This window comes from Kitasatospora sp. NPDC017646 (genome assembly GCF_044329365.1).
In the GTDB taxonomy this organism is placed as follows: Bacteria; Actinomycetota; Actinomycetes; order Streptomycetales; family Streptomycetaceae; genus Kitasatospora.
This window is the reverse complement of record NZ_JBIRJC010000003.1, coordinates 214,783-241,240: the sequence shown is the minus strand read 5'-3', so window position 1 is coordinate 241,240 and position 26,458 is coordinate 214,783. Positions and strand designations below refer to the sequence as shown.

Genomic DNA, 26,458 nt, shown 5'->3' with positions numbered 1-26,458 from the left:
TCCCCGGTCACGCGTGACCGGGCGGAAGGGCGGTCAGGCCGCCTTCGGGACCTCGTTGTAACTGTCCACGACCTCCTGGCCGGAGAGCCGCTGGATCGCCGCCATCACCTCGTCGGTCACCTGCCGACGGGCCTTCAGCGAACGGGCCTGCCCGTGCAACGCGTCGAAGTGCAGCGGCTCGCCGAAGCGGACGGTCACCTTCTTGATCCGCGGCACGCGCTTGCCGACCGGCAGGATCTGCTCCGGGCCCTCCAGGGCCACCGGCACCACGGGGACGCCCGCGGTCAGCGCGAGCCAGGCGACGCCGGTCTTGCCGCGGTAGAGCCGGCCGTCCAGCGACCGGGTGCCCTCGGGATAGATGCCGAACGCCTTGCCGTCCTCCAGGATTTCCAGCGCCGACTCCAGCGAGGCCTGAGCGGAACGGTAGGTGCCGCGCTCGACCGGCACCGCGCCGATCGCCTCGAAGAAGCCCTTGGAGACCCTGCCCTTGAGCCCGGTGCCGGTGAAGTACTCGGCCTTGGCGAGGAAGTGCACCCGGCGCGGGGCGGTGAGCGGGATCACCACGCTGTCGATGAACGACAGGTGGTTGCTGGCCAGGATCACCCCGCCCTTGCGCGGCACGTTCTCGATGCCCTCGATGACCGGGCGCCAGATGCCCCGCGAAACGGGTTTCAGCACCAGCCTGGTGGCGAGGTCGAGCACGGTTCCCTCCCTGGACGAACGACCGCCCGGGAGGCGCCCGGGTCAGCAATCAGACCCGCAGACTACGACACCCACCCCTCCGTGCGTCCACTCCCGGAGACCGTGGCGAACACCACGGCCGGGTAGGGTACGGCCGTCCGAACCGAGCAAGACCCCGCAGTACCCAGGAGGAAACGATGGAGAGCGTCGAGGCCATCAAGGAGATGTTCGACCGTTTCGACAAGAACGGCGACGGCAAGATCACTGCTGCCGAGTACGCGCTGGCCGCCAACGAGATGGGCGACCACAGCGTCACCATCTCGATGGCCGAGGCTCTGATCCACGCGATGGACACCCGTCACCAGGGCTTCCTGGACTTCGAGGAGTTCCTGGCGGCCCGCCAGCGCTGAGCCCGCGCGGACGGGGCCGGAGCCACCGGTCCGGCGGCCCCGGCCCCGTCCGAAGGCTTCCCGCTATTGCGCCGGAGCCACCGGGAACACCCGGCGCACCACCCGCTCCGCCGCCCCGCCGTCGTCCCAGACGCAGAACTTCGCCCGGAACCGCGCCCGTGCCGCCGGCTCCGGATCGCCGGCGCGCAGCGCCCGCGCCAGCCCGTCCACGTCCACCGTGACGGCGCCCGGCGGCTCCGCGAACAGGTCGAAGTAGACGCCGCGTTCGCGCTGGTACTCCTCCCAGTCCGGCGCGAATATCACCACCGGCCGGTCCAGAACCGCGTAGTCGAACATCATCGACGAGTAGTCCGTCACCAGCGCGTCCGCCGCCAGGTAGAGGTCCTCCACGACCGGGTGCGCCGAGACGTCCAGGATCTCCGCCGCGTCCTCACCGGCGGTCAGGTCGCCCGGGCCGTCGGTGTGGAAGTAGTGGGTGCGCACCAGCAGCGTGAACCGCGGACCGAGCCGCCGGGCCAGCTCCGCCACGTCCAGCAGCGGCACGTAGCCGCCCTTGCCGCCGCGGTGCGTCGGGGCGTACAGCACTGCCGTGGTGCCGGGGCGCAGCCCGAACCGTTCGCGCATCGCCCGGACTTCCTCCGGGGTGGTGTTGGCCAGCCGGTCGTTGCGCGGGTAGCCGGTGTCCAGCATCTCGTACCGGCCGGGGAAGGCCCGGGCGAAGTGCTCGCTGGTGTGGGGGTTGGAGGAGACCAGGAAGTCCCAGCGGTCGATGGCCTCCTGGAGCCGGTCGAAGTCCATCCCCTCGGCGGCCTCGGGGCGGCCCCGCAGGTCCATGCCCATCGCCTTGAGCGGGGTGCCGTGCTGGGTCTGGACGTGCACCGTGCCCTGGCGCTTCGCCATTGTGCGCGGGAAGTTGACGTTGTTGACGAAGTACTTGGCGGTCGCCATCGCCTTCAGGTAGGCGGGGGTGTTGACGATCACGTACGGGACTCCGGCCGGCATGGCGTCGGCCTGCCGCCGGTTCTCCACCACCCACACCCCCCGGATCTGCGGGGCGAGTTCCTTCGCCTTCTCGTAGATCGCCGCCGGACTGCACGCGTAACCCCGGTGCCAGTACGCGGCGTAGACCGCCAGGTGCTCGTCCAGCGGGAGCCGGCGGAAGGCGTTGTACGCGGTGAACCGGGCGCCGCTGCGCACGCCCTTCTTCACCGCGGGGGCCACCGCACGTGCGCCCCGCTTGAGTTCGCGCGGGAGCCGGCCGGTCCGGCGCAGCTCGGCGTAGGCGATCCGGGCGCCGCGGGCGGCCAGCCGGTACTGCACGCCGCGCACCCCGCCGGGGAAGCGGTAGTCCGAGGGGCGGTGGCGCTCGAAATGCAGGGCGACCCGGTGGAAGTAGTCCTTGCGCCGGGCGACCGGGACCAGTCCGGGGGTGTCGTAGACGTTCAGCGCCTGGCGGACGGTCCGGTCGAAGACCAGGGTGCGCAGCGACTCGGGGACGGGGCGGCCGGGGCGGCGCGGGGCACCTTGGCCGCCGGGGCCGGCTTGGCCGTCCGGGCGGTTGCAGCGGTCGATGAAGGCGAAGATGGCGTCGTACTGGGCGAACACGTCGGCGTGCTTGGGGGAGGCGGTCGCGGTGATCGCGCCGTCCCGGCCGCGCCGGTAGAAGTAGCAGGGGCGGTCGAGGTAGCGCAGCCGCTCGGCGGCCAGCAGCGCGGGGTAGGTGACCGAGATGTCCTCGTAGTAGCCGCGGCCGAAGGCGACGCCGAGGCCCTCCAGGAAGGCGCGGCGGAACACCTTGTTCCACACCGACATCACGGTCTGGAACAGCGCCGGGTGCTCGGCCAGGGTGCAGCCCTCGACCAGCGGGGAGCCGACCAGCACGTTCCGCCAGGGGTTGGGTTCGCTCCCGCCGTCCGGGTAGACGTGGGTGAAGTCGGTGAGCAGCACGTCGGCGGGCACCTCGCGGTGGCGCTCCTGCGCCAGCTCGTCCAGGATCACGCCGACCGTCCGCTCGGGCAGCCAGTCGTCGCTGTCCACGAACCAGACGTACTCGCCGCGCGCCTGCGGCAGAGCGGCGGCCCGGGCGCCGCCGAGGCCCTGGTTCTCGGTGAGGTGCATCACACGCAGCCGGGGGTCGCGGGCGGCGTAGGCGTCCAGGATCGCGCCACAGCCGTCGGGGGAGAGGTCGTCGACCGCGATCACCTCGAAGCGGGTCTCCGCGGCGGGGGTCTCGCCGAGGATCGAGTCGAGGCAGCGCGGCAGGTACCGCTCCACGCCGTGGACCGGAAGCACGATGCTGAGGAGGAGGGACACGCTGGCCGAGTCTACCGATCCACACGGTGCGACCTGCGGGGACGTCCGGCTGCGGAGGGCGGGCGCGGCGGGAGGTGGCGAGGAGCGCCGTGGGGCGGGCGACGAGGCCGGCCCGGAACCGCCGGTGCCGGGCCCCGAGCGGGGCGGCACCGGCAGTCTGGTGGCGGCCCGCCGACCCTCTACGGCCGGCCGCCGGTCCGGGCACCACGCGGGCCTGGCCACCGCAGCGTCGAGGTGGCCGGGCAGTGGCCCGCAGGAGCCGGAGTTCCTTCTCGAGTCATTTCATGTCATTCATCACTCGAACACGCGCATGGTGCGGTGCGGGCACCTGCGGGTGTGCATCAGATATTGCTTGGAGGATTGGCGGGAGTCAATCCCTCGAATACGTTCACTTCATGAAGTCAGATGGTGACGCAGCGGTCGCTTTGTCGACGTGGCGGCTGTCCCCTATATGGGGCGCCGCGCGAGGGGCTGCTCACCGTGGTGCCCCGGGCCTTCTCGGGGCGCTTTCCGAGGTGAGTCCCGGGGTGATTCGTCGACACGGTCGTCTACCCGTCCACCCGCCCCCGTGCGCCCGGCGCATGCCGCGGGCGCGGGCGCCGGGCCCGTGCCTCCTGGTCCTGATGACGGACGGCTGGTCGTGCACCATCATTGATGCCCAGTCGTGACCGCTCGGGCGGCCCCTGGTGCACCGTCAGTTGACGTCGCACGGTACGGTGGCACAACACCAAGGACGGTTGCGCGAAGGCCGTCCCTCACGGATAGTCTTCGCCTCACGGCCCTGGCGCCTCGTAGGGGTGGGAAGAACTGATGGAACACATGCAAGTGCGGACCCGGCCCCGTGTGCCGGCGATCCAGTGCGGTGTCGGCGCGACCGGCCGCCGGATCGACCGACACCTGGCCGTGCTCGGCGCGCCCGCGCTCTCGGCGGTGGACACCGCCGAGGCGCTCGGGCTGATAAGGGAGTTGACGCCGCGCGGCGCCGACGCCCCGGCGGCGGCCCGCCGTCGCCACACCCGCGTCTCGCTGCTGGCGCCGCTGCGCCGGCTGCGGCGGAGCCTCTTCGGCGGGCGCGGCTAGCGGCCGGTCCCGGGGTGCGGCCCCGGGCCCAGCGGCCGTCCCTGAGCGACCCGTCGGACCACCCGGTCCGTCGGGTCGTCGGCGTGTCCGGACGCCGGAGGCCCGTTTTGGTCTGAACCTCTCACCCTATGCGAGCCCGACGCCCCGGCGCGCCCAGTCGGCGAGGCAGTACGCCCGACCCGCTGGCCTGGGTCAGGATGGCGGCATGGCGGACAACAACCACTCCACGTCGGCCGGGTCGACCGGCGCCTTCCAGAGCACCACCCTGGAGATCACCACCGGCAACCGCGAGGTCGCGCTCGACATCACCGACCGCTGCGTCGAGTTCCTCAACGAGCGGGCACCCGGGCGCGACGGACTGCTCAACGTCTTCGTCCCGCACGCCACCGCCGGGATCGCCGTCCTGGAGACCGGCTCGGGCAGCGACGACGACTTCCTCGCCATGCTGCGTGACCTGCTCCCGGCCGACGACCGCTGGCGCCACCGGCACGGCAGCCCCGGCCACGGACGGGACCACGTGGTGCCCGGTCTGGTCGCCCCGCACGCCACCCTGCCGGTGCTCGGCGGTCAACTGGCGCTCGGCGTCTGGCAGTCGGTGGTGCTGATCGACACCAACGGGGACAACCCGCGCCGCACCGTCCGGCTGTCCTTCCTCGGCTGAGCCGCGCTCCCGGCGGTCCCGGGGCGGACGGCTCCACTGCGGCAGGCCTGTCCGGCGGATCTTGCCGGACAGGCCCTAGCGGCGCCCGGCGACGCGGTCGGCCACGGCGGCGAGGTAGCGCTCGATCGCCAGGTGCTGGCAGAGCAACGCGACCGGACGGCCCAGGCGGGCGTACCAGGCGGACAGCCGGGAGAACGCGGCGACCTCGAACCACACCTCGCCCTCGGAGTCCATCGACACCAGGAACGACTCCTCGCCGCACTCCGGATGCCCGGGCAGCGTCCCGTACGCGAACCCCATCCGGTCCGGCTCGGCCACCGTCCACGCCACCCGGCAGGGGATCACCAGCCGTGGCCACCGGCTGCCCGACAGGCGGAGCCGCAGCAGTACGGTGGCCCCCTCCCGGGCGGGGCCGCCCGGGTACACCGCGAACCCGGTCCCCAGCTGACTGCCCCACCCGAGCACGTACTGCCCGGCCCGCTCCAGGACCTCCGGCCCCCGCCCGAGGTGCACCCGCCGCCGCAGGTGCGCGTACCCGTCCGGCAGCCGCGCTCCGAGGGTGGCCCCGACCTCCGGGTAGGTGGGCTCGGCTGCCCGGGCGGCTCGGAGTCGCTGCTGCAGATCGCCAACCATGTCGGCCACGGTAGTCGGGGGTGCGGGGAGCGCTTCCGGCGGGGGCGGTCGGGGCCCGGTGGCGGCGGGGCGGCGCGGAGCCCCCGCGGTCGGCGGCCCGGTCGGGGGCGTCTTGCGGCGGGGCGGTGGCGCGGAGTAGGAAGGCGGCATGAGGGATAGCGCGACGAACGACGCCGTTGTGAGCGAGAACGCTGCGGTCTGCCAGCCGGCGCCCGCCGACTCGGCCGAGTCGGCGCTGCGCGAGGACCCGGCGGCGACCGGGCCGCGCGCCGACTGCGTGTTGTGCGGCGAGCCGACCGTGCTGCCCGCCGATCAGCCGGGCAGCACACTGTGCCCGACCTGCGCCTGGCAGCAGGCCCAGCGGATCGCCTGTTCGGGCTGAGGGGCCCGACAGCCGGAGAACCGGCGGCGGGGCCGCCGCCGTTACGCGTCCTCCCGTCCGGCCAGGGCGAGGGTGGAGCCGCGCCGGCCCTTGCGGACGAGCAGCTGCGCGGGGATGCGGCTGCGCAGATCGGCGACGTGGCTGACGATGCCGACCGCGCGGTCCCGCTCGCGCAGGCCGTCGAGGACGTCCATCACCTCCTCCAGGGACTGCTCGTCCAGGGTGCCGAAGCCCTCGTCGATGAACAGGGTGTCCAGTGGCATCCCGCCCGCCTCGTCGGCGACCACGTCGGCCAGGCCGAGGGCGAGGGAGAGCGAGGCGAAGAAGCTCTCGCCGCCGGAGAGCGTCGCGGTGTCCCGCTCGGTGCCCGTCCAGGCGTCGACCACCCGCAGGGCCAGGCCGGAGCGCTTGCTGCCGGTGCCCCGGTCGTCGCTGTGCACCAGGGTGTAGCGGCCGCCCGACATCCGGACCAGCCGGTCGCTGGCCGCCGCCGCGACCTGCTCCAGCCGGGCCGCCAGGACGTACGACTCCAGGCGCATCCGCAGCCGGTTCTCGGTGGAGGTCCCGGCGGCCAGTGCGGCGAGCCGGTTGATCCGCCCGTACCGCTCCAGCGCCGGGGCCAGCTCGGCGGCGAGGTGGCCCAGCTGCCGCCCGATCGAGGCCAGCGCCGCGCAGCGCTCCCGGGCCGCCGACCGGGCCGCGTGCGCCCGGCCGAGCCGGTCGGTGGCGGCGGAGAGCGCGGCCGCGGCGGCGGACAGGTCGACCGGCGGACGGGCCGCGGCCTCGGCCAGTCCGGGCAACGCCAGTTCGTGCCGGACTGCGGCGGACTCCGCGTGGTGCCGCTCCAGCCGGGCCTCCAGCCGTTCCCGCTCCTCGCGCGGCAGCAGCACCGCGAGCGCCGCCCCGGCGTCCGGGAAGCCGGCCGCGGCGGCGGCCTTGCCGAGTTCCTCCTCCGCCCCGTCCAACCGCGCCCGCGCCTCCGACGCCGTCCGGGCGGCCGCGGTCGCAGCGGCGACCGCCTCGGCGAGCCCGGCCAGCCACGCGGCCCGGTCGGCCACCGAGGCGGCCTCGCCCCGGGCGGCCGCGACCCTGGCGGTCAGCTCCCGCTGCTCGTCGTCCAGCTTCGCCAGCCGGTCGGTGAGCACGGCCGCGCGCTCCCTGGCCTCACCGAGCTCCGCCAGCCGGCGGGCACGGTCCTGGGACAGCCGGGCGATCTCCTGCCCGACCCGGCCGAGTGCCTCGGCCTCGCGCAGCGCGGTGCGGTGTTCGTGCTCCAGCTCGGCGAGCGATCGCGCCAGCACGTCCGTGCTCTCCGGCCCGGCCGCACCGGCGGCGGTCGCCTCGCGCACTCGCAGCGCGGTCAGCGCCTGGTCGGCGGCGCCCCAGACCTGCTCGGCGGCGGCCTGGGCCAGGCGGGCCCGCTCCTCGTCCTCGGCGCTCACCCGGCCGCCCTCGGCGGCCTCGGCGGGCGCCGGGTGCTCCGGCGAGCCGCAGACCCGGCAGGCCTCGTGCGGGCGCAGCTGCTCGGCCAACTCGGCGGCCATGCCCGCGAGGCGGCGGTCCCGTAGGTCCAGGCTGAACTCGCGGGCGTCCAGCGCGGCCGTTCGCAGCTCGGCGACCCTCGGCTCGGCGGCCGCGATCTCGGCCAGTAGGCCGTCCCGCTCCAGGGCCGCGCCGAGGCGCGCGGCCAACTCGGTCCGCCGGCCGTCCAGTTGCTCGACCCGCGCACTCGCCGCCTGGGCCCGTGACTGCTGCTCCTCCAACCGGCCCAGCTCACCGTCGAACTCGGCCAGCCAGTCCTCGGCCTCCTCGGCCAGTTGCTCGGCGCCGCGCCGGTCCTGCGCCACGGCGCGCTGCTCACGGGCGAGTTCGGTACAGCGCCGCTCCTCCGTCCGAGCCGTCTCCAGCCGGACCACCTCGGCGCGCAGCCGCAGCTCGGCCTCGGCCAGCTCGGCGGCGCCGGCCCCGGCTCCGGCCGGCAGGCACCCCTCGTCGGCCGCCCGCGCGAGCGCCTCGCGGCGCTGCTGCTCCGCCTCGCGCGCCCGGCCGAGCGCCTCGGCCGCGTTCTCCCGCAGCCGCAGTGCGGACTCCACGCCGACCGCCGCGTGGGCGGCCGCCAGGCGCCGGCGGTCCCGCGCCGCGGCCTGCTCGAACCCGGCCAGCCGCTCGGCCTCGGCCAGCGCCTCCCGGTGCCGGCGCTGCCGCCCGGCCAGCTCCTCGGCGGCCTCGCGCTCGTGCTGGGCCGTCCGCTGCACCGCCTCGGCGCCCGCGAGTGCGGTCTCGGCCACGGCGAGCTGCTCGGCCGCGCCGCTGCGCAGGATCGCCGCCCAGCCGAGCACCCCGGCTGTGAGGTCCGCGTCGCCGTCCTCGGTCGGCACCCACTCCCCGGCGGGCTCGGCGGCGGCCCCGGCCGCCTGCTCGGCCTTGCTGGTGAGGTCGCGCAGCCGGCGCCGGCCGGACTGGACGGCGCTCTCCTGGGCACGGCGCTGTTCGGCGAGCCAGGCCTCGACCAGCCCGTAGCGTTCGGTGTCGAACAGGCGGCGCAGCAGCTTGCCGCGCTCCTCCGAGTCGCCCTTGAGGAAGCGGGCGAAGTCGCCCTGGGGCAGCAGCACCACCTGGCAGAACTGCTCCCGGCTCATGCCGATCAGCCGGTGGATCTCCTCCCCGGCCTCCTGGTGCGACTTGCTGACCGGTCGCCAGCCGGGCGTGCCGTCGCCCGTGTCGGCGACCCACTCGCGCAACAGGGTCTGCGGGCGCTCGACGGTGGTGCCGGTGCCGACCTTCTTCGGCCGACGCTGCTCCGGCAGTCGGGTGATCTGCAGTCGCCGCCCGCCCAGCGTCAGCTCCAGCTCCACCTGGGTCAGCCGCCCGGGGTCGGCGTGGTCGCTGCGCAGCCGGTTGGCCCGGCGGGCGTTCGGCGTCTCGCCGTACAGGGCGAAGCAGACCGCGTCCAGCACGCTGCTCTTGCCGGCGCCGGTCGCGCCGCGCAGCAGGAACAGTCCGCCGGCGGCGAGCGCGTCGAAGTCAACCGTCTCGCTGCCCGCGAACGGGCCGAAGGCGGTGACGGTGAGCTTGTGCAGCCTCATCGGGGCAGGTCCGCCTTCCGGTCGGCACCCTCGCGGACGCGCTCGAAGCCCTCGCGCAGCCAGCCGAGCTCGTCCGGCTCCGGCTCGGCACCGGGACGGACGTGCCGCAGGAAGCCCTCGGCGATCTCCAGGTCGTCCCGGCCGCTGACCCGGGCCGCGTACGACCGGGACGGCTCGGTCCCGCCGTCCTCCGGGTCGAACAGCAGTTGGAGGGTGTGCGGGAAGCGGCGGCGCAGCTTCTCCATCGGCTCGCTCGGGCGGGCCGGGTCGGTGAGGGTGACCTGCACCCAGGACTGCTCGTGCTCCGCGTACTCCTCCTCCGTGAGCAGCGCCTCCAGCGTGCCGCGCAGGGTGGCGAGCGGGCGCGGCTGCGGGCAGTCGACCCGCTGGGCCGTCACCGCACCGTCGGCCGCGAGGTCGACCAGCCACATGGTCTTGCGCTGGCGCGCCTCGGAGAAGGAGTAGGCGAGCGGGGAGCCGCTGTAGCGCAGGTGCGGGGCGAGGGTCTGGCAGCCGTGCAGGTGGCCGAGCGCGGCGTAGTGGACCCCGTCGAACACCGAGGCGGGTACGGCGGCGACCCCGCCGACCGCGATGTCCCGCTCGCTGTCGCTCGGCGCGCCCCCGGTGACGAAGGCGTGTGCCAGCACCACCGCCCTGGTCCCCCCGGGGCGGGTGGCGAGATCGGTCCGGACCTGGTCCATGGCCGCGCCGAGCACCGCCGCGTGGCCACCCTTGGCCAGCCCGAACCGCTCGCGCACCAGCGTCGGCTCCAGGTACGGCAGCCCGTACACCGCCACCGGCCCGTGCTCGTCCGCCAGCAGCACCGGCTCGGCGCACTCGCCCGGGTCCGTCCGCAGGTGGATCCCGGCCTGCCCGATCAGTCCGGCGCCGACCCCGAGGCGGCGGGCCGAGTCGTGGTTGCCGCTGATGAAGACCGTCGGCACGCCGAGGTCGGCCAGCCGGTGCAGCACGTCGTCGAAGAGGTCGACCGCGTCCAGGCCCGGCAGCGCCCTGTCGTACACGTCCCCGGCGACCAGCACGGCGTCCACGTCCTCGGACCGGACCACCGCCACCAGGTGGTCCAGGAAGGCGCGCTGGGCGTCGTGCAGGCTCTCCCGGTGGAACGAACGCCCGAGATGCCAGTCGGAGGTATGCAGCAGTCGCATGGTCCCCGACCCTAACGCCCGCCGCTGACAATCTCGGCGGGCCCGGTGGCCACGGGGGTGCCGGGCGGGCGGGGTCGTCCGCGGTTGCGCTGACGGGCCGCTGGCAGGGCCGGGCGCACGGTGTTCCGCAGGCGGCCGGAGAGGGTGCGGTTCGGGCGAGTGGCGGGCTAATTGTGGACCCCTGGCGGGCTCCTGACGCCGGTGTTCGATTACTTGGAGTGGATTGTCAGTGGCTCTGTGTAGGTTCCGTGGCGTCGGCGGCCCCGGGAGTCGGGGCGGTCGGTGCCGGTTCGTGCTGGTTCGTGCTGGCCGAGTGAAAGGGAGGAAACCCATGGCGGTGCGGGAGTCGGTGTACGAGGTGCTGGGCGTCGTGGTGGTGCGGCGACGGTCGCTGCGGGAGGCGAGGGTGTTCGCTGGGCCGAGGGCGCCGAGGGGTCCGCGGGCGTTGCTGTTTGGCGGGCGCAGGCCCGGGGGTGGAGCCGGCGGGTTGCCGGTCGGCGGGCCCGGTGGGGCGGCGCCGCCCGGAGGTGGCCGACCGTCGGGCGGACGGGCCGTCGGGGCCGGTGCAGCCGTCGGATCCGGTGGAGCCGGTGCGCGCCGACGGCGCGGCGGCCGGGCCCGGGGCGCGCCACCGCAGCCGGTGGCGGTCGCGCTGGCCGTGGAGGCGGCCGACTTCGCCGGGCTGGCGAAGTACGGGCTGTTCGGTGCGCTCGGGCACCAGGAGTACCTGCTGCGGGCGGAGGAGCAGTTGACGGCCCTGTACGACCACGGGCTGGAGGTGCATCTGCGCGTGCTGGAGGCGGCTGACTTCGAGGACTACTGCTCGGCGCTCGGGCTCGATCCCCGGGCCCCGGCCGCCCGGGTCGCGTACGCGGGGGATCCGGAGCTGGCCGGGGAGCCCTTCGTCTACGCGGGGGAGCCGCTGGCCGAGCTCGTCCCGGTCCTGCTGGACGACCACCGGGCGCGGGTGCGCATGTCCGTCGCCTGTGCGGCGCTGCTCGGCGCGCTGGGCGACGACCCGGTGGGGCAGCGGCGGATGGCGGCGGTGATGCGGTACGTCACCTCGGTCTACCTGGCGCTCGCCGAGGGCGCGGGGGAGGGTTGCCACCTGCTGACGTTGCGCTGCCACGGTCCGGAGGACGGCGAGGAGCTCACCTCCGCGGTGGACGTCTGTGTGGAGGAGGGGCGTCTGCGCCCCGCCGGGCGGGACGCGGAGGCGTTCTGCGTCACGCTCGCGGCGGGGGTGGCCTCCGGTGGCGAGGGGGCGCTGCTGCTGCACGGCGATCCGTCCACGCCTCCCGCGGACGGCCCGCCTGACGGGTCCCCGGGCGGCCCGGCGGGCGGGTCGGCGGGCGCGGCGAGGTCCGGGCCGCGGGTGAGGGGCTGGGCGCTGGCCGGTGGACGGCTGCGGCCGATGACCGCCCACGAGGTGTTCGACGAGCTGGCCGATGACGCGGCGCGCGGGCTGCCCTTCCCGCCCGGTGTGGTTCCGCAGCCGGGGTTCCCGCTGCCGGGCTTCCCGGAGGCCGGGGGCGGAGGTGGGCCGCTGGGGTGATCAGGGCGTTCGCGGCTTCCGCATCCACCATGCGGCGCCGGGGACTGTTCATCGACCGCCTGTTCGGGGAAGATCGGAGAAGATCAACAGCAGGAGTGTGCGGTACCCCACGCCGCCGCTCCGGCCGCTCCGCTCCGAACCGTGCTCCGCAGGTCCGGCGAGCCCGACAGCGAGAGGGGGGACGCGCGGCATGGGCCGGATCGAGTTCACGGCGGAGATCGCCGAGCTGCTCGGAAAGGTGCGCCGGCGTCCCACGGCGGGCTGGCCATGGCGGCCGGGCGAGCAGGTGCCGGACGGGCTGCCGACGAAACAGTCCTGGGGGTGGCTGTTCGCCCCGGACGGGCGGGTGCTGACCCTGGTGAACCCCAAGGACGGGATCTGCTCGTTGCCCGGCGGTTCGCTGGAGCCGGAGGACGCCGGGGACCCTGCCGCCGCGCTGGCCAGGGAGGCGGGCGAGGAGGCGCAGGCCGTGATCGGCCGGCCGTACTACCTCGGCTACCTCTACGACCGGGTCGGTTCGGCGAACGGCGGCCACGAGTGCGCGCGGGTCCGGATGGCGGCGGCGCTGCGGGCGGTCGGGCCGAGTGAGGCCGACCCGGCCTCGGGCCGGCACTACCGGCGGTTGCTGGTCGCGCCGGGGCTCGCGGTCGAGCTGCTGGGCTGGGGCGCGCCCGGGCTGCGCCAGGCCCGGGCGGCGGTCGCCACGGCCGTCCACTGGCTCGGCGTGCCCGCCGCCGCGAACGAGACGATCGAGGAACTGCCGGTCGAGGGGTGCACGGTCTTCCCCGGCCCGGTGTACCCGGGCGGCGGACGCTCCCCGGGATGCTGAGCCGCACCCTCGGAGGGCTGTTCCGGATCCGGCGCACGAACCTTACGACGCCGCGGAACTGACGCGCCGGCGGCCGCACGCTGACCGTCGGCTGACGGCGAGCTGACTTCTCGAAAGTTTTTCGTCTACACGCGATGACCGACGAGCGTCGACATACACCCACACCCACCTGCGCTAACTCACGCTGCGTCGGGGCCAGTTCACTTTTCCGCTATCAGACTGACCGTCAATGGTCTTGGCATGAGCGCTTCCGCGTTCGGCTACCGCCTGGTATCCCTTCTGTGACCCGCGTCATACCAGGAGGTGCAATGCTCCGCCATGCCCGTGCCCTGTCCGTCGCCGCAATAGCGGCCGGTCTCACCATGACGACGCTCTTCGCGGCGTCAGCCGCCAATGCGGCCGGCGTCAACTACGTCGCCCTCGGGGACTCTTATTCAGCCGGTGTCGGTGCCGGCAGCTACCTGAGTGACAGCGGTAGCTGCAAGCGCAGCGCCAACGCCTACGCATATCTGTGGAAGAGCGCGCACAAGCCGTCCTCCTTCAACTTCGTGGCCTGTTCGGGTGCGAGAACCGGCGACGTCCTCAACAGCCAGATCTCCGCGCTGAACAGCTCCACCACGCTGGTCAGCCTGTCGGTCGGCGGAAACGACGCGGGCTTCGCCGACACCATGAAGACCTGCGTGCTGGGCTCCGACAGCGACTGCCTGAGTGCCGTCAACACGGCGAAGAGCTACGCGGTCAACACCCTGCCGGGGCAACTGGACCGGGTGTACTCGGCGATCAAGTCCAAGGCGCCGAAGGCACACGTCGTGGTGATGGGCTACCCGCACCTCTACAAGGTCGGCGGCGACTGCCTCTTCGGCATCGGTGACACGAAGCGTGCCGCCATCAACGGCGCCGCCGACGCGCTGGACGGCGTGATCGCCAAGCGGGTCGCCAACGCGGGCTTCACCTTCGGTGACGTGCGTAGCGCCTTCGCCGACCACGAGATCTGCGGCTCGCTCGACACCTGGCTGCACAGCACCACCCTGCCGATCGACGAGAGCTACCACCCCAACTCGTCCGGCCAGGCCAGCGGCTACCTCCCGGTCTTCAGCCGCTCCTGAGCGGATCGGGCGTGACGTCGGTCCGCCCGCCCGGCGGCGCTGACCGGTGCCGGTGCTGCCCTCCCCTTCCGGGTTGCGGGAGAGTCCGCCCGGTCATCGCCTGACGGTCCGTCAATGGCCTTGGCGCGAACGGTTCCCTGTCCGACTACCGCTTGGTATCCCTTTCCGTGACCCGCGTCATTCCTGGAGGTGCGATGTTCCGCCCCGCTCGTGCTCTCTCCGTCGCCGCGACAGCGGCCGTCCTCACCATGACGACGCTCTTCGCGGCGTCGTCCGCCAGCGCGGCCGGCGCCAACTACGTGGCGCTCGGGGACTCCTACTCGGCCGGTGTCGGTGCCGGCAGCTACCTGAGCGACAGCGGTAGCTGCAAGCGCAGCACCAACGCCTACGCCTACCTGTGGTCGAACGCGAACTCGCCGTCCTCCTTCGCCTTCGTGGCCTGTTCGGGCGCCAGAACCGGTGACATCCTCAACAGCCAGATCTCCGCACTGAACAGCTCCACCACGCTGGTCAGCCTCACGGTCGGCGGCAACGACGCCGGATTCTCCAGCACCATGCAGACCTGCGTGCTCGGTTCCGACAGCGACTGCCTGAATGCCGTCAACACGGCCGAGAACTACGCGGTCAACACCCTGCCGGGACAGCTGGACCAGGTGTACTCGGCGATCAAGTCGAAGTCGCCGAACGCCCACGTCGTGGTGATGGGCTACCCGCACCTCTACCAGATCGGCGGCTACTGCCTCTTCGGCATCGGCGACACCAAGCGCGCCGCCATCAACGAGGCCGCCGACACGCTGGACGGCGTCATCGCCAAGGAGGTCGCCAACGCCGGCTTCACCTTCGCCGACGTGCGCGACATCTTCGCCGGGCACGAGATCTGCGGTGGGCTGGACACCTGGCTGCACAGCACCACCCTGCCGATCGACGAGAGCTACCACCCGAACTCGTCCGGCCAGGCCAACGGCTACCTGCCGGTCTTCAGCCAGTCCTGAGGTCCTGAGGCCCCCGGCCCCTCCGTCCCGTCGCGCCCTGACGTGACACCCGCTGCCGCCTGCCCCTCCCTCGTCGTGGGAGGGGCAGGCGGCACCGCCGTGTCAGCGCCCGATCGGCCCCGGCCGCGCCGGTGGGAAGGGGATTCCGGCGAGCGCCGGCAGCAGCTCCGCCTCCTCGTGGTCGAGGTGAGACTCCAACTCGGCCGACATCCATTCCAGTTCGACTCGGAGCCGCTCCGGATCGGAGAGCTCTATCCCGGCGAGCAGCGTCACCAGCTCCTCCTTGATCTGTCCGATCACCCGGTGCTGCTCGCCGAGTTGCGCCAGCACTCCGGCGAGCTCGGGGTGGCTGCGCGCGAGGGCGGGGAAGATCGCGGAGTCCTCGCCGGTGTGGTGGTGCGACAACCCCTCGCAGAACGCCAGGCAGTGCTGGCGCAGTTGGAGACCGAGCCCGGCCGGGCGGCCGGGGACGTGCGCCTGCGCCTCGGCCCGGACGTGGCGCAGCTGGGCCCGCAGCCAGGTGTGCGCCTCCAGTAGCTTGTCGGCCAGGCTGCGCACCTCGCGCGGCTGACCCGGTGGCGCCTCGGGCCTTTCCAGTACGACCACCGGAAACTGCCGCCCGGTGTGCGCCTGGTAGTCGCCGTACTTTGGCGCCGTACGGACGACCGCGTCGAACAGCTCCTTCCGGCGGGCGCCTTCGGCGGGCACGGCGATCGCGTCGAAGGTCTCGGTGCCGAGCTCGACCCGGACCACCGGATGGGCCAGCAGGTTGCGGTACCACTGGGGGTGTTCCGGCGCCCCGGCCGCCGAGGCGACGACCAACAGCAGCCCATCGGACCGGACGAACCCCAGCGGCACGGTGTGCGGCCGACCGGAGCGCGCCCCGGTGGTGGTCAGCAACAGCAGATCGCCGCCCTCGAACGGGCCGCCGACGCGGCCGCCGTTCGCGCGGAACTCCTCGATGACGTTCAGATTGAAGGACATGGACATGCGTGTGTGGTGAAGTCTCCTGGGAATTAGGGGGATTCGCGGCCACACACGGTGCCGGCACGGGGACGGGCGGACACCGCGGGTGACCGCCTACGTCAGATCAGGGCAGCGGAGGAAGTACTCATCGCGCATCGTCCCTTGCACATCAGGTGCTGGCTCGGCTGTCGACCGGCCCACTGCTCTGTGGCCGACGCCGCGCTGCACGCCCTCATTAGAGCCTCGGTGCGGACGCCCTGTCAACGAGCAAGATCACCGGGGTGGGGCGGACACAACGGGCGAGCGTGACGGACGAGCGCGAACAGATGACAGCCGACGGATGTCAGAAGTTGAAATCTGTCATCTGTTTCCTGTCACCTGTCAGTTGCTTCCCCGGAGGCCCGGAGGCCCGGAGGCCCGTTGTTCCTGCGACCCGGACACCCGGCGACCCAGCCCCCGCACTCCAGCGGCGCCGCCGGGCGGGCCGTCAGCGCAGGTAGTCCACCAGTCCGGCCGGCTTGACGGCGAGGTCGGGGGAGGGCAGTTCGAAGCCGGGGTTGGTCGCCAGGTTGACGGTCGGGGTGCCGGAGCTGCCCGCACTGCCCGCACCGCCCGTACCGCCCGGGTCGGCGGAGGCCGGCGGGACGGCCAGGGTGGTGAGCAGCGCTACGGAAGCGGCCAGCGCGGACAGGCGCGTGGACATCGACACGTGAGGACTCCAGCGGATGGGGGCACACCCGTGGGGAGGGCGTGAACGGGAATCTGGGCCGTGGAACCAGGGCGCTCCCGGAGGGGCGGGAGCGGGTGGTGCTGGTGCGCCGCAGTCGGACCGAAGAGCAACAATGGACTGGACCAATCGACCCGTCAAGGGAACGGCAGGTGAACCGCGCTCCGAACGATGCTCCCTGGCACATGACAAGACTGAGCGTCAGGGAGGTTCCCCGCGAACCGCGTTCGAGATGACCAGGAGAGGTAGAGCTCCTCGATGTCCGTCGCGTAGAACTCCGCGATCGCCACCCGCCGCAGCTTGAGCGAGGGCGTCAGCAGCCCTTGCTCCAGGCTGAACTCCCTTGGCAGCAACCGGAAGGCGCGGATCGACTCGGCCCGCGACACCGCCGTGTTAGCCGCCGCCACCGCGCGCTGGATCTCGACGTGCAACTGTTCGTCCGCGAGCACGCTCCAAGCGTCCAGCTGCTCCCGCCCGTGCGTCTTCAGCCAGTGCGCCAGCGCGGCCGGGTCGAGCGTGATCAGCGCCGCCACGTACGGGCGGTCGTCGCCCACCACCAGGCACTGGGAGACCAGCGGATGCGCCTCGACCCGCTCCTCGAGTGCCGCCGGAGCGAGGTTTTTTCCACTGCTGGTGACGATCAGGTCCTTCTTTCGGCCGGTGACGGTGAGGTAGCCGTCCTCGTCCAGCCGGCCCAGGTCGCCCGTCCCGAACCAGCCTTCGACGAGTGATTCCGCCGTGCACTGCGGGTGGTTGAGGTAGCCGCCGAAGACCGACCCACCGCGCACCCACACCTCGCCGTCGTCGGCGATCGCCACCGAGGCGCCCGGTACCGGCTGCCCGACGGTGCCGAGCTTCTGCCGACCGGCCGGGTTGGCGGTGATCGCGGCGGTGGTCTCGGTGAGGCCGTAGCCCTCGTACAGCTGGAGCCCGGCGCCGGTGAAGAACAGGCCCAGCTCCCGCCGCAGCGCGGAGCCCCCGCACATCACCGTGCGCACCCGGCCGCCGAGCACGGCGCGCAGCCTGGGATAGACGGTCCGCTCGTAGGCGAGGTGGCGCAGCCGCAGCGCCGCACCGGGTCCGGGGCCGCGGCCGAAGGACTTCTGCTCCCGCGCGGCCGCCCAGTCGACGGCCACCTGCCGGGCCTGCTCGAAGAGTTCGGCGCGCCCGGCCTCCTCGGCGGCGCGTCTGGCCCGTTGGAAGATCTTCTCGAAGACGTACGGGACGGCGTGCAGGAAGCTCGGCCGGAAGCTCTCCAGGGCGGGCAGCAGCGCGTCGGTGGAGACCTCCGGGATGTGGCCGATCCGGAAGCCGCCGCGGACGGCCGCGATCTGCACGGCCCGTCCGTAGACGTGGGCGAGCGGAAGGAACAGCAGGGTGGCGGGCTGGCCGCCGCCGGTGTCGCGGAGCACCTCGCCCCAGCCGACGAGCAGCGAGTCCGCCTCGGCGGCCAGGTTGGCGTGGCTGAGCAGGCACCCCTTGGGCCGTCCGGTGGTGCCCGAGGTGTAGACCACGGTGGCGATGTTGGCGGCAGCGACCCCGAGCCGCTGGCGGTGCACCAGCGCGTCGGGGACGTCCCGGCCGTCCTCGGTGATCGTGGTGACGCAGTCGCGGTCCAATTGCCAGATGCCGGTCAGGTCGGGCAGGGCGTCGCAGACCGCGCCGACGGTCATCGCGGCGTCCTCGTCCTCGACCAGGCAGGCCACGGCCTGGGTCTCGGCGAGGATCCAGCGCACCTGCTCGGGCGCGGCCGTGGGGTAGACCGGAACGGTGATCGCGCCGATCGACCAGAGCGCGTAGTCGAACAGGGTCCATTCGTAGCGGGTGCGGGACATCAGTGCGACCCGGTCGCCGTAGCGCACCCCGTGGGTCAGCAGGCCCTTGGCGAGTGCGAGGACCTCGTCCCGGAACTCCCGCGCGGTGACGTCCTGCCAGCGCCCGTCAATGGTCCGCCGGGACAGCTGGACCAGGTCGGGGGTGCGCTCGGCGGTGTCGTACAGGGAGTCGGCGAGTCCTCCGGTGGCCTCGGGCCCGGCCGGGGCGGGGGTGGTGAACTCGCGCACGGTCCTCCCCAGTTCGCGTCTCGCGGCGCTGTCCGCCGGCCCCGGCGAACGGGCACCGGAGTGGCGGAGCCCGGTCGTGCGGGTGGAGCGAAACTATCGGATCGGTCTGTCACTGCCCAGGGTTGTGGCGGTGGCGCGACGAGATCGGTACCGGTCCGCGGGAATGGTGTCGCAGCTGCGGAGGAATCGAGGAGACCGCCCGGAGGCGTGGCGGCGCGGTGGTCGTCGGTGCGCCGGTGGTACGGGCCGGACCGCGATCGGTTTCTGACGTGTTCGGGGCAAGGTGGAGAAGCGGAATGGTTCGGCCCTCGAACGTGTGGTCAGGGCGTAGTAGAGTCTCGCAGACCTGTGGCCGGGAGCCCCCCGCAGCTCCCTCCCCAGGCCTCCCCAAGTCCCGCCGAACCCGCCGTCCCAGCACCCCGGAACCCCTCCGTACCGCTCCCCGTCCGCGCCTGGCACTTCCCGACCGAGGACTCCATGCGTCTGCGCAGCAGCTCGATCCGCGCGAAGATCATCGCGCTGCTCCTGGTGCCCATCGTCGCGCTCATCGCCCTGTGGGTGTACGCGACGCTCGCCGCCACCGGGGACGCCTGGAGCCAGCTGGCGATCAGCCGTACGTACAAGGACTACGGAACGGCGGTGGACCAGTATGCGGGCGACCTGCAGAACGAGCGCCGCGCCGCCGTCCAGCACCTGGCCGACCCGAACTCACCGGTCGCCCGGGACGCCTTCGCACGTGCCACCGCCGCCACCGACCGCAGCCTCGCGGTGCTGCGGCAGAAGAAGGACGCGGCCGGCGACCGGCTCTCCACGGCCCAGCGGGCCCGCCTGGTGCAGATCATCGCCGCCGCCGACCAGATCGGCCCGCTCCGGGCCCAGGTCGGCCGCCTGGCGCTCAACTGGGAGTTCGCGCTCGGGCAGTACAGCGACCTGGTCCGGCCGGTGTTCGGCTTCCGGTCCGCCTACGTCGCCCGGCAGAGCGGCCAACTCCCGCGTCAGGGGACCATCCTGATCGAGCTGGTGCGCGCCCGCGAGTACCTCTCGCAGGAGGACGCGGCGATGGAGGGCCTGCGCACCGGCGCCACCAGGCCCACCCCTGAGCAGTACCAGGCCGCGCTGGACGCCCTGCACAACCAGCAGGCGCTTTTCACGGTCTACATCGCCGAACTCGAACCCGCCGACCAGGCCGACTACATCGCCCTGCGCGGCGGCGAGGCCTGGGCCGCGCTGGCCCGCGCCGAGGCGGACTTCGTCGGTGCCGGCGGCCCCGATCGGGTGGTCCAGGCGCTCAACGCCGACAACTGGCGGGAGACCGCCGACCGTTCGCTCGGCGACCTCTCCTCCATCAACTCCCGGATAGGCGCCGGTCTGGACGACCGAGGCCGATCCGCCGCGATCGCGGCGCTGTGGCGGGGCGGCATCGCCGGTGCCATCGGCCTGGTCGCCGTCGTGCTGTCGGTGCTGATCTCGTTCCGGATCGGCCGCGGCCTGGCCCGGGAACTGATCAACCTGCGCAACGCGGCCAACGAGCTCGCCACCACCCGTCTGCCCGCCGTCATGCTGCGGCTGCGCCGCGGCGAAGCGGTGGACGTGGCCGCCGAGGCGCCCGAGCTGCACTTCGGGCAGGCCGAGATCGGGCAGGTCGGCCAGGCCATCAACGCCGTCCAGCGGGCCGCCGTCGAGGCCGCCGTGGAACAGGCCGAACTGCGCCGAGGCGTCTCGGCGGTCTTCGTGAACCTGGCCCGGCGCAGCCAGGTGCTGCTGCACCGCCAGCTCACCCTGCTCGACACCATGGAACGCCGCACCGAGGACCCGGCGGAGCTGGAGGACCTCTTCAAGGTCGACCACCTCACCACCCGCATGCGCCGCCACGCCGAGGGCCTGATCATCCTGGCCGGCGGTTCGCCCGGCCGCGCCTGGCGCAAGCCGGTCCGGATGGTGGACGTGGTCCGCGCCGCGGTCGGCGAGGTCGAGGACTACGCCCGAGTGATCGTCCGGCCGTTCCCCGGCACCGGACTGCTCGGCAGCGCGGTCGCCGACGTGACCCACCTGATCGCCGAACTCGTCGAGAACGCCGCCGTGTTCTCCCCGCCGAACACCCAAGTCACCGTTCAGGGCGAGGTGGTGGCGCACGGCTTCGCGCTGGAGATCGACGACCGGGGCCTCGGCCTGGGCGAACAGCTGCTCGCCGAGATCAACGAACGCCTGGCCGTGGAGCAGGAGTTCGACCTCGCCGACACCGACCGGCTGGGACTGTTCGTGGTCAGCCGGCTCGCCCGGCGGCACGGCATCCGGGTCCACGTGCGACCCTCGCCGTACGGTGGGACGACGGCCGTGGTGCTGATCCCGCGCGAGCTGCTGGCCGAAGCGCCGGACGGGCTGCCGGAGCCGCCCGCCGCCGGGGCGGGTGCGCGCCGCCCGGCGGGACGGACGGGTGGGCGCACCGCGGGACGGCGCGACCTGGTCGCGGTGCCGGACCCGGCCCCGGGTGCGGCTTCGGGCACTCCTGCGGGAGCGATTTCGGACACGCCCCCGGCGGCGTCCCCGGCCATGTCCTCCGGCTCGGAAACGGCGGAGGGTACCGGCGGGCAGCACCGGGTGACCGGCGGGCCGCGGCCGTCCGTGCCCGAGTCGGGGCGTACGGTCAACGGGCTGCCGCGCCGGGCGGCGCGGACCAAGGGCGGCCCGGTCCTGGTGTCCGCGCCGGGGCCGGACGCCGAGGAGGCGCCGGGTACGGGGCGGCACCGGCGGGAGGCGGCGGAGGCCGCGGCGCTCCGGGGACGGGGGGACGCGGCACCGGACCGCTCTGCTGTGGACACCGCCCCGGCGGACGCCGCCCCGGTGGATGCGGCGCCCCGGACGCCCGGCGGTCTGCCCCGACGGGTCCGGCAGGCGAACCTCGCGCCGCAGCTCAAGGAGCAGGCGAGGGAACGGCTCCGCGGTGAGGCCGGGGCCGAAGTCCGCGCGAGTGGGCCGACGGCGGAGGCCGCCGAGGCGCGGGAAGCCCGGGAACGCTCGCCGGAGGAGGCCCGGGCCACCTTCGCCTCGTTCCAGCGCGGCTTCACCCGTGGACGCGGGACCACCGCTGCCGCCCAGGACCGTACCGGCCGGGACAGCTCGGGCGCAGCGGACCGTCCGGCCGCACCCGGCGCCCGCACCGCGGCCGTCCCGGCCTGGCAGCCGCCGGACCCGTCCCGGCGGGCGATCAGCCCGGCGCCGGCCCCGGCGGCGCTGCCCGGGCCCGCCCCCGAGGACGCCGGCCGGGCACCGCTCGCCCGGCGGATCCCGCCCGGCCAACCGGTGCGGCGGAACCCTGGGGGCGCCTCGCCCGTACCTCAAGTGAGACCCTCAGTACCCGTAGCACCGGCAGGACCCGCATCTCCCGCAGTATCCGCAGGTCCTCCAGGGCCCGTAACACCCACACAACCCGCACAACCCGCAGTGCCCGCACAACCCGCACAACCCGCAGTGCCCGCACCACCCGCTCCAGCGGAAGGAACTGATTCATGACCACTTCGACGCAGCCGTCCGGGGACCTCAACTGGCTCCTGGACGATCTGGTGGGCCGCGTCGCGGCCCTGCGGCACGCGGTGATCCTCTCCAGCGACGGGCTGGCCACCGGTGCCTCGCGCGACCTCGACCGGGAGGACGCCGAGCACCTCGCCGCCGTCGCGGCCGGGTTCCACAGCCTGGCCAAGGGCGCCGGCGGGCACTTCAAGGTCGGTGGTGTCCGGCAGACCATGGTGGAGCTGGACGAGGCGTTCCTGTTCATCACGGCCGCCGGCGACGGCAGCTGCCTGGCCGTGCTGAGCGAAGCCGAGGCGGACATCGGCCAGATCGCCTACGAGATGGCCCTCCTGGTCAAGCGGGTCGGCGAGCACATGGCCGCCGAGCCGCGCACCGAAACCGCCGCGCCGAGGGGCTGAGCGGTCCGATGGCGGATCCGAAGGCGGACGGGCCGGACGGCCCGGCGACACCGGGGAGCCCGGAGGTGCCCGACGGCCCCCGGGTCCCGGCGGGCCCGGCCGCGGCCGTCGGCGCGGGGCAGGCGCCGGGGCAGGAGTCCCCGGACGGACCCGAGGTCGACCTGTTCCGGGCACGCACCCCGGCCGACGACCGGTGGTTCGACGACGAGGCCGGCCCGGTGGTCAGGCTCTACTCGATGACCCGGGGCCGTACCAGGCCGGTCGAGGAGGGGCTGTTCGACCTGATCTCGCTGGTCACCGCCAAGGACCCGGGACCGGACGCGGGGGCCGTGCCGGCGCACGTCCTGGACCCGGAGCACCAGACCCTGCTGGCCTGGTGCCGCCACGAGCCGCTGTCCGTCGCCGAACTCGGCTCCTACACCGACCTGCCGGTCAGCGTCGTGCGCGTCCTGCTCGGTGACCTCTACGACGCCGACCTGATCAGCGTCACCCGACCCGTTCCGCTCGCCGAGCTGCCGGACGAGCGCCTGCTGCGAGACGTGATCAATGGACTCCGTGCGCTCTGACCACACCGCGCCGAGCACTCCCGGGGGCACACCCGCGAACGCTCCCGGGGACGCTCCGCGGAAGACTCCGGGAAGTGCTGCGCCGGAGCCGGTCGGGGGCGCCAACGACCCCCGCTGGCGCGGCGGTCCGGCCGTCGCGGTGAAGATCCTGGTGGCGGGCGGGTTCGGCGCGGGCAAGACCACCCTGGTCGGCTCGGTCAGCGAGATCCGGCCGCTGCGCACCGAGGAGGAGCTCAGCGAGCTGGGCCGTCCGGTGGACGATACCTCGGGCGTGGAGGCCAAGCGCACGACCACGGTGGCGATGGACTTCGGCCGGATCGACCTGCGGTCCGGCCTCGCGCTCTACCTTTTCGGGACGCCGGGGCAGGACCGGTTCTGGTTCGTCTGGGACGAGTTGGCGCGCGGCGCGCTCGGCGCCGTGGTGCTCGCCGACACCCGGCGACTGGCGGACTGCTTCCCCTCGGTGGACTTCTTCGAGCAGCGCGGGATCCCGTTCCTGGTCGCGGTCAACTGCTTCGACGGCACCGAGCGGTTCGCCCCGGAGGAGGTCCGGGACGCACTGGACCTAGACCCCGGGATTCCGGTGGTGCTGTGTGACGCGCGGCGGCGGGAGGACGGGAAGGAACTGCTGGTGACTCTGGTCGAGCACGCCGCCGCGCTGCGTCGACGAGCCTGAGAGCGGCCTGAGGGCCGGCCTGAGGATGCGGCTGAAGGTGGTGCCGGCCCAGGGCTTGAGGGTCCGTGGGATCGCCGCTGGTCAGGGGTCCTTCGTGCGCCCGGCGTCTCATGTGGGCGTCCACATGCCGGACGTCCGACACTCGGAAGGTTGCCTAGACAGGCTCGGGCGTGGAAGGCTCTGTGGACGAAAGCCGTTCCGGCCGTGCCGTCGGGAGGGCCGTCAGAACGACGCAGGACGAAGGGGGAGGGCAGCAGGGATGACCGTCGAGCAGCGACGCATCACCGTCGTGCCCGGCCCCGTCACGCCGGTGCTCACCGTCCGCCGCTACGTCGACCACGCGCTGATCTGCAGCGCCTGTTGTCGCTGACCGGCCTCGCCCCGACCCGGTACGTCCCCGGCACCTCCTCCGGCCCACACCCGGCCGCCGTCCGACGCACCACCGAACCCGTCGACCGGGCCGCAGCGGATCGTCCGCCAGGTGCACCAGCGGTCGACCCAACCGGCCCCGCCCCGCGGAGAAACCACCAGTGAACATCGTCTCCCTCAGCAGCCCCACCGGTCGCACCGGTCCCGGCACGGACTGCCGACGGGGTCGCCACGACCTCGAGCCGTTCTGGCCGTCCCGGCAGCCGCACCTGTTCGATCAGACGTGTCCGGGCTCGCCCAGCGCGTCCCGGCCCTCCGCCCGCTGAACCCGGCCCCACCCGGTTCCCAGCTCCGGCAGTACGCCCGGTCGACGCGCAGACGACTCCACCCCGTCCGTCACGCGCGAAATGAGCGGCACACCATGTCTTCCTCCTCCACGGCCACCCTGCCCCTGCCCACCGCGACCCCGCACCTGCGCGCGGTCCGCTCCGTTCCCTCCGTCTCCGCGATTCCCTCCACCATCCCGTCCGGCTCACCGGTCGTCGGGCCGAGCCGTCCGGTGACGGTCCCGGCCGTCGGGCCGCAGCCCGGTGCGGTCGTACCGCCGGCGCCCGCCTCGCTGATCGCCGCACTGCCGGAGGGGGCGACCGTCGTCGCCGCCCTGCCGCAGGGCGCGCTGCCGCAGGGGCTGCTCGCCCAGTACGGCGCGCAGGCCGGCGGGGCCGCGGGCCCTGCGATGGTCGGCTACCTGGTGCTGGTGCCGGTTGAGAACCCGGCACCGGCGTCGGCGCCGGTCGGCCTGCCCGGAGCCGGTGCGCCGGGCGGCGTCCGGTCGGTCCGTCCGGCCGGACGTGGCATCACCGTCGACGCCGAGCGGCGCAACGCCTACGTCGACGGGCGACTGCTCGACCTCACGTACTTGGAGTTCGAGCTGCTGGCCCACCTCACCGAGCACCCGCAGCGGGTGCACACCCGGGACCACCTGGTCTCGGCGGTCTGGGGCTACGGCCACGTCGGGGACGGCCGCACGGTCGACGTGCACGTCGCCCGGCTGCGCCGCAAGCTCGGACCGGCCTACCGGGACTCGATCGTGACGGTGCGTCGGGTCGGCTACAAGTACACGCCGGTCCACTGACCGACGCCAACGCGACCGCCGATGACGGCGAACGGATGACAGATGACAGCTGACAGATTTCGAAATCTGTCAGCTGTCATCCGTCGCCGCGCCCCCTCATGCACTCAGTCGGTCGATCTCCGCCAGTTCGTCCTCCGTCAGCGGCCCGCCGGTCAGCGCGTCGAGGTTCTGGTCCAACTGGGCCACGCTGCTCGCCCCGATGATCACCGAGACCACCCGCGGGTCCCGCAGCACCCAGCAGAGCGCCAGCTGAGCCAGGCTCTGCCCGCGCCCCTCGGCGACCTTGTTCAGTGCTCGCAGCTGCTCCAGCTTCGGTTCGGTCAGCACCGCCTCGGTGAGGAACTTCCCGACCGACATCCGCGAACCGGCCGGCACCCGCCCGGAGAGGTAGCGGTCAGTCAACAGGCCCTGGGCGAGCGGTGAGTAGGCGATCAGACTGGTCTGGGTGTCGCCCACCGCGTCCAGTACTCCGCCCTCCTCCACGTGCCGGTTGAGGATCGAGTAGGCCGACTGGTTCATCAGCACCGGCGTCCCGAGCTCGCGCAGGATCGCCACCGCCTCCCGGTGCTGTTCCGCCGGGTAGTTGGAGATCGCCGCGTACAGGGCCTTGCCCGAGCGCACCGCGCTGTCCAGCGCCCCCATCGTCTCCTCGATCGGGGTGTCCGGGTCGTAGCGGTGCGAGTAGAAGACGTCGACGTAGTCCAGCCCCGTGCGGCCCAGCGACTGGTCCAGGCTGGCCAGCAGGTACTTGCGGCTTCCGCCGTTGCCGTACGGGCCGGGCCACATGTCCCAGCCGGCCTTGGTCGCGACGAAGAGCTCGTCGCGGTACGGCCGGAAGTCCTGCGCGAACAGGTAGCCGAAGTTGCGCTCCGCGCTGCCGTACGGCGGGCCGTAGTTGTTCGCCAGGTCGAAGTGGGTGACGCCCCGGTCGAAGGCCCGGCGCAGCACCGCCCGCTGCACGTCGAGCGGTTGGGCGTCACCGAAGTTGTGCCAGAGCCCCAGGGAGACGGCGGGCAACTGCACGCCACTGCGGCCGGCCTTCCGGTAGGTGATCGAGGCATAGCGGTCATCCGCGGCGAGGTAGCTCATGGCGGACATCTTGCCAGCCGGTCCGCTCCGATCAAGCCCCTGTCGTG

22 protein-coding genes are annotated in these 26,458 nt (G+C 73.4%); 13 read left to right on the top strand and 9 right to left on the bottom strand.

Annotated features, from left to right (window positions below; all coding sequences use genetic code 11):
- Positions 1–33 precede the first annotated feature (33 nt).
- Complete coding sequence (locus ACH4J0_RS06720; protein ID WP_396236920.1) at positions 34–702, bottom strand: lysophospholipid acyltransferase family protein; 669 nt, start codon at positions 700–702, stop codon at positions 34–36.
- Positions 703–878: 176 nt separating this feature from the next.
- Between ACH4J0_RS06720 and ACH4J0_RS06715 the strand changes: the two genes are divergently transcribed.
- Positions 879–1,091 carry an EF-hand domain-containing protein gene (locus tag ACH4J0_RS06715; protein ID WP_030283062.1) on the top strand — a complete coding sequence of 71 codons (213 nt, stop codon included), beginning with the start codon at positions 879–881 and terminating at the stop codon, positions 1,089–1,091.
- A gap of 63 nt (positions 1,092–1,154) precedes the next feature.
- On the opposite strand, the gene ACH4J0_RS06710 is transcribed toward ACH4J0_RS06715, so the two are convergent.
- Positions 1,155–3,404: a CDP-glycerol glycerophosphotransferase family protein gene (locus ACH4J0_RS06710; protein ID WP_396236917.1), complete on the bottom strand. Its 2,250-nt coding sequence runs from the start codon at positions 3,402–3,404 to the stop codon at positions 1,155–1,157.
- A gap of 810 nt (positions 3,405–4,214) precedes the next feature.
- On the opposite strand from ACH4J0_RS06710, the gene ACH4J0_RS06705 reads away from it, so the two are divergent.
- Together ACH4J0_RS06705 and ACH4J0_RS06700 are read left to right on the top strand one after the other, a co-directional pair.
- The gene (locus ACH4J0_RS06705; protein ID WP_380609447.1) at positions 4,215–4,484 is read left to right on the top strand and encodes a hypothetical protein; all 270 of its coding nucleotides are present in this window, start codon (positions 4,215–4,217) and stop codon (positions 4,482–4,484) included.
- 205 nt (positions 4,485–4,689) lie between these two features.
- Entirely contained in the window at positions 4,690–5,145 is a 456-nt protein-coding gene (locus ACH4J0_RS06700) for a YjbQ family protein (protein WP_396236915.1), read from the top strand.
- Positions 5,146–5,220: 75 nt separating this feature from the next.
- On the opposite strand, the gene ACH4J0_RS06695 is transcribed toward ACH4J0_RS06700, so the two are convergent.
- The gene (locus ACH4J0_RS06695) at positions 5,221–5,778 is read right to left on the bottom strand and encodes a DUF1990 family protein (protein ID WP_396236913.1); all 558 of its coding nucleotides are present in this window, start codon (positions 5,776–5,778) and stop codon (positions 5,221–5,223) included.
- 178 nt (positions 5,779–5,956) lie between these two features.
- Here ACH4J0_RS06695 and ACH4J0_RS06690 point away from each other — a divergent pair, with 178 nt between their 5' ends.
- The gene (locus ACH4J0_RS06690; RefSeq protein WP_396236911.1) at positions 5,957–6,160 is read left to right on the top strand and encodes a hypothetical protein; all 204 of its coding nucleotides are present in this window, start codon (positions 5,957–5,959) and stop codon (positions 6,158–6,160) included.
- A 41-nt stretch (positions 6,161–6,201) separates the two neighbouring features.
- Here ACH4J0_RS06690 and ACH4J0_RS06685 read toward each other — a convergent pair whose 3' ends face one another.
- Entirely contained in the window at positions 6,202–9,246 is a 3,045-nt protein-coding gene (locus ACH4J0_RS06685) for an AAA family ATPase (protein WP_396236909.1), read from the bottom strand.
- The gene (locus ACH4J0_RS06680; RefSeq protein ID WP_396236907.1) at positions 9,243–10,412 is read right to left on the bottom strand and encodes an exonuclease SbcCD subunit D; all 1,170 of its coding nucleotides are present in this window, start codon (positions 10,410–10,412) and stop codon (positions 9,243–9,245) included. The genes ACH4J0_RS06685 and ACH4J0_RS06680 overlap by 4 nt, the downstream gene beginning before the upstream one ends.
- 640 nt (positions 10,413–11,052) lie before the next feature.
- Here ACH4J0_RS06680 and ACH4J0_RS06675 point away from each other — a divergent pair.
- From ACH4J0_RS06675 to ACH4J0_RS06660, 4 genes are all read left to right on the top strand, one after another.
- Complete coding sequence (locus ACH4J0_RS06675; RefSeq protein ID WP_396236905.1) at positions 11,053–11,967, top strand: hypothetical protein; 915 nt, start codon at positions 11,053–11,055, stop codon at positions 11,965–11,967.
- 190 nt (positions 11,968–12,157) lie between these two features.
- Positions 12,158–12,796 (top strand): hypothetical protein, encoded by a 639-nt coding sequence (locus ACH4J0_RS06670; protein ID WP_396236903.1) that lies wholly within the window; start codon positions 12,158–12,160, stop codon positions 12,794–12,796.
- 308 nt (positions 12,797–13,104) lie between these two features.
- Entirely contained in the window at positions 13,105–13,902 is a 798-nt protein-coding gene (locus ACH4J0_RS06665; protein ID WP_396236901.1) for an SGNH/GDSL hydrolase family protein, read from the top strand.
- A gap of 194 nt (positions 13,903–14,096) precedes the next feature.
- Complete coding sequence (locus ACH4J0_RS06660) at positions 14,097–14,894, top strand: SGNH/GDSL hydrolase family protein (RefSeq protein ID WP_396236899.1); 798 nt, start codon at positions 14,097–14,099, stop codon at positions 14,892–14,894.
- Positions 14,895–14,996: 102 nt separating this feature from the next.
- Here ACH4J0_RS06660 and ACH4J0_RS06655 read toward each other — a convergent pair whose 3' ends face one another.
- From ACH4J0_RS06655 to ACH4J0_RS06645, 3 genes are all read right to left on the bottom strand, one after another.
- The gene (locus ACH4J0_RS06655) at positions 14,997–15,884 is read right to left on the bottom strand and encodes a nitroreductase/quinone reductase family protein (protein WP_396236897.1); all 888 of its coding nucleotides are present in this window, start codon (positions 15,882–15,884) and stop codon (positions 14,997–14,999) included.
- Between the two features lie 463 nt (positions 15,885–16,347).
- The gene (locus ACH4J0_RS06650) at positions 16,348–16,569 is read right to left on the bottom strand and encodes a hypothetical protein (protein WP_396236895.1); all 222 of its coding nucleotides are present in this window, start codon (positions 16,567–16,569) and stop codon (positions 16,348–16,350) included.
- A 155-nt stretch (positions 16,570–16,724) separates the two neighbouring features.
- Positions 16,725–18,650 (bottom strand): AMP-dependent synthetase/ligase, encoded by a 1,926-nt coding sequence (locus tag ACH4J0_RS06645; protein WP_396236893.1) that lies wholly within the window; start codon positions 18,648–18,650, stop codon positions 16,725–16,727.
- A 477-nt stretch (positions 18,651–19,127) separates the two neighbouring features.
- On the opposite strand from ACH4J0_RS06645, the gene ACH4J0_RS06640 reads away from it, so the two are divergent.
- The 5 genes from ACH4J0_RS06640 (at position 19,128) to ACH4J0_RS06620 (ending at position 25,322) form a co-directional block, all read left to right on the top strand.
- Positions 19,128–22,160, top strand: a complete 3,033-nt coding sequence (locus ACH4J0_RS06640; protein WP_396236891.1) for a nitrate- and nitrite sensing domain-containing protein — start codon at positions 19,128–19,130, stop codon at positions 22,158–22,160.
- Positions 22,157–22,576, top strand: a complete 420-nt coding sequence (locus tag ACH4J0_RS06635; RefSeq protein ID WP_030283024.1) for a roadblock/LC7 domain-containing protein — start codon at positions 22,157–22,159, stop codon at positions 22,574–22,576. The genes ACH4J0_RS06640 and ACH4J0_RS06635 overlap by 4 nt, the downstream gene beginning before the upstream one ends.
- Positions 22,577–22,737: 161 nt before the next feature.
- Complete coding sequence (locus tag ACH4J0_RS06630) at positions 22,738–23,142, top strand: DUF742 domain-containing protein (protein ID WP_396237469.1); 405 nt, start codon at positions 22,738–22,740, stop codon at positions 23,140–23,142.
- The gene (locus ACH4J0_RS06625) at positions 23,123–23,818 is read left to right on the top strand and encodes a GTP-binding protein (protein WP_396236889.1); all 696 of its coding nucleotides are present in this window, start codon (positions 23,123–23,125) and stop codon (positions 23,816–23,818) included. Before ACH4J0_RS06630 ends, ACH4J0_RS06625 begins: the two co-directional genes overlap by 20 nt.
- 790 nt (positions 23,819–24,608) lie before the next feature.
- Positions 24,609–25,322 carry a winged helix-turn-helix domain-containing protein gene (locus tag ACH4J0_RS06620; protein WP_396236887.1) on the top strand — a complete coding sequence of 238 codons (714 nt, stop codon included), beginning with the start codon at positions 24,609–24,611 and terminating at the stop codon, positions 25,320–25,322.
- Positions 25,323–25,418: 96 nt separating this feature from the next.
- On the opposite strand, the gene ACH4J0_RS06615 is transcribed toward ACH4J0_RS06620, so the two are convergent.
- A complete protein-coding gene (locus tag ACH4J0_RS06615; RefSeq protein WP_396236885.1) occupies positions 25,419–26,411 on the bottom strand; it encodes an aldo/keto reductase in 993 nt (330 codons plus the stop codon).
- Positions 26,412–26,458: the final 47 nt, after the last annotated feature.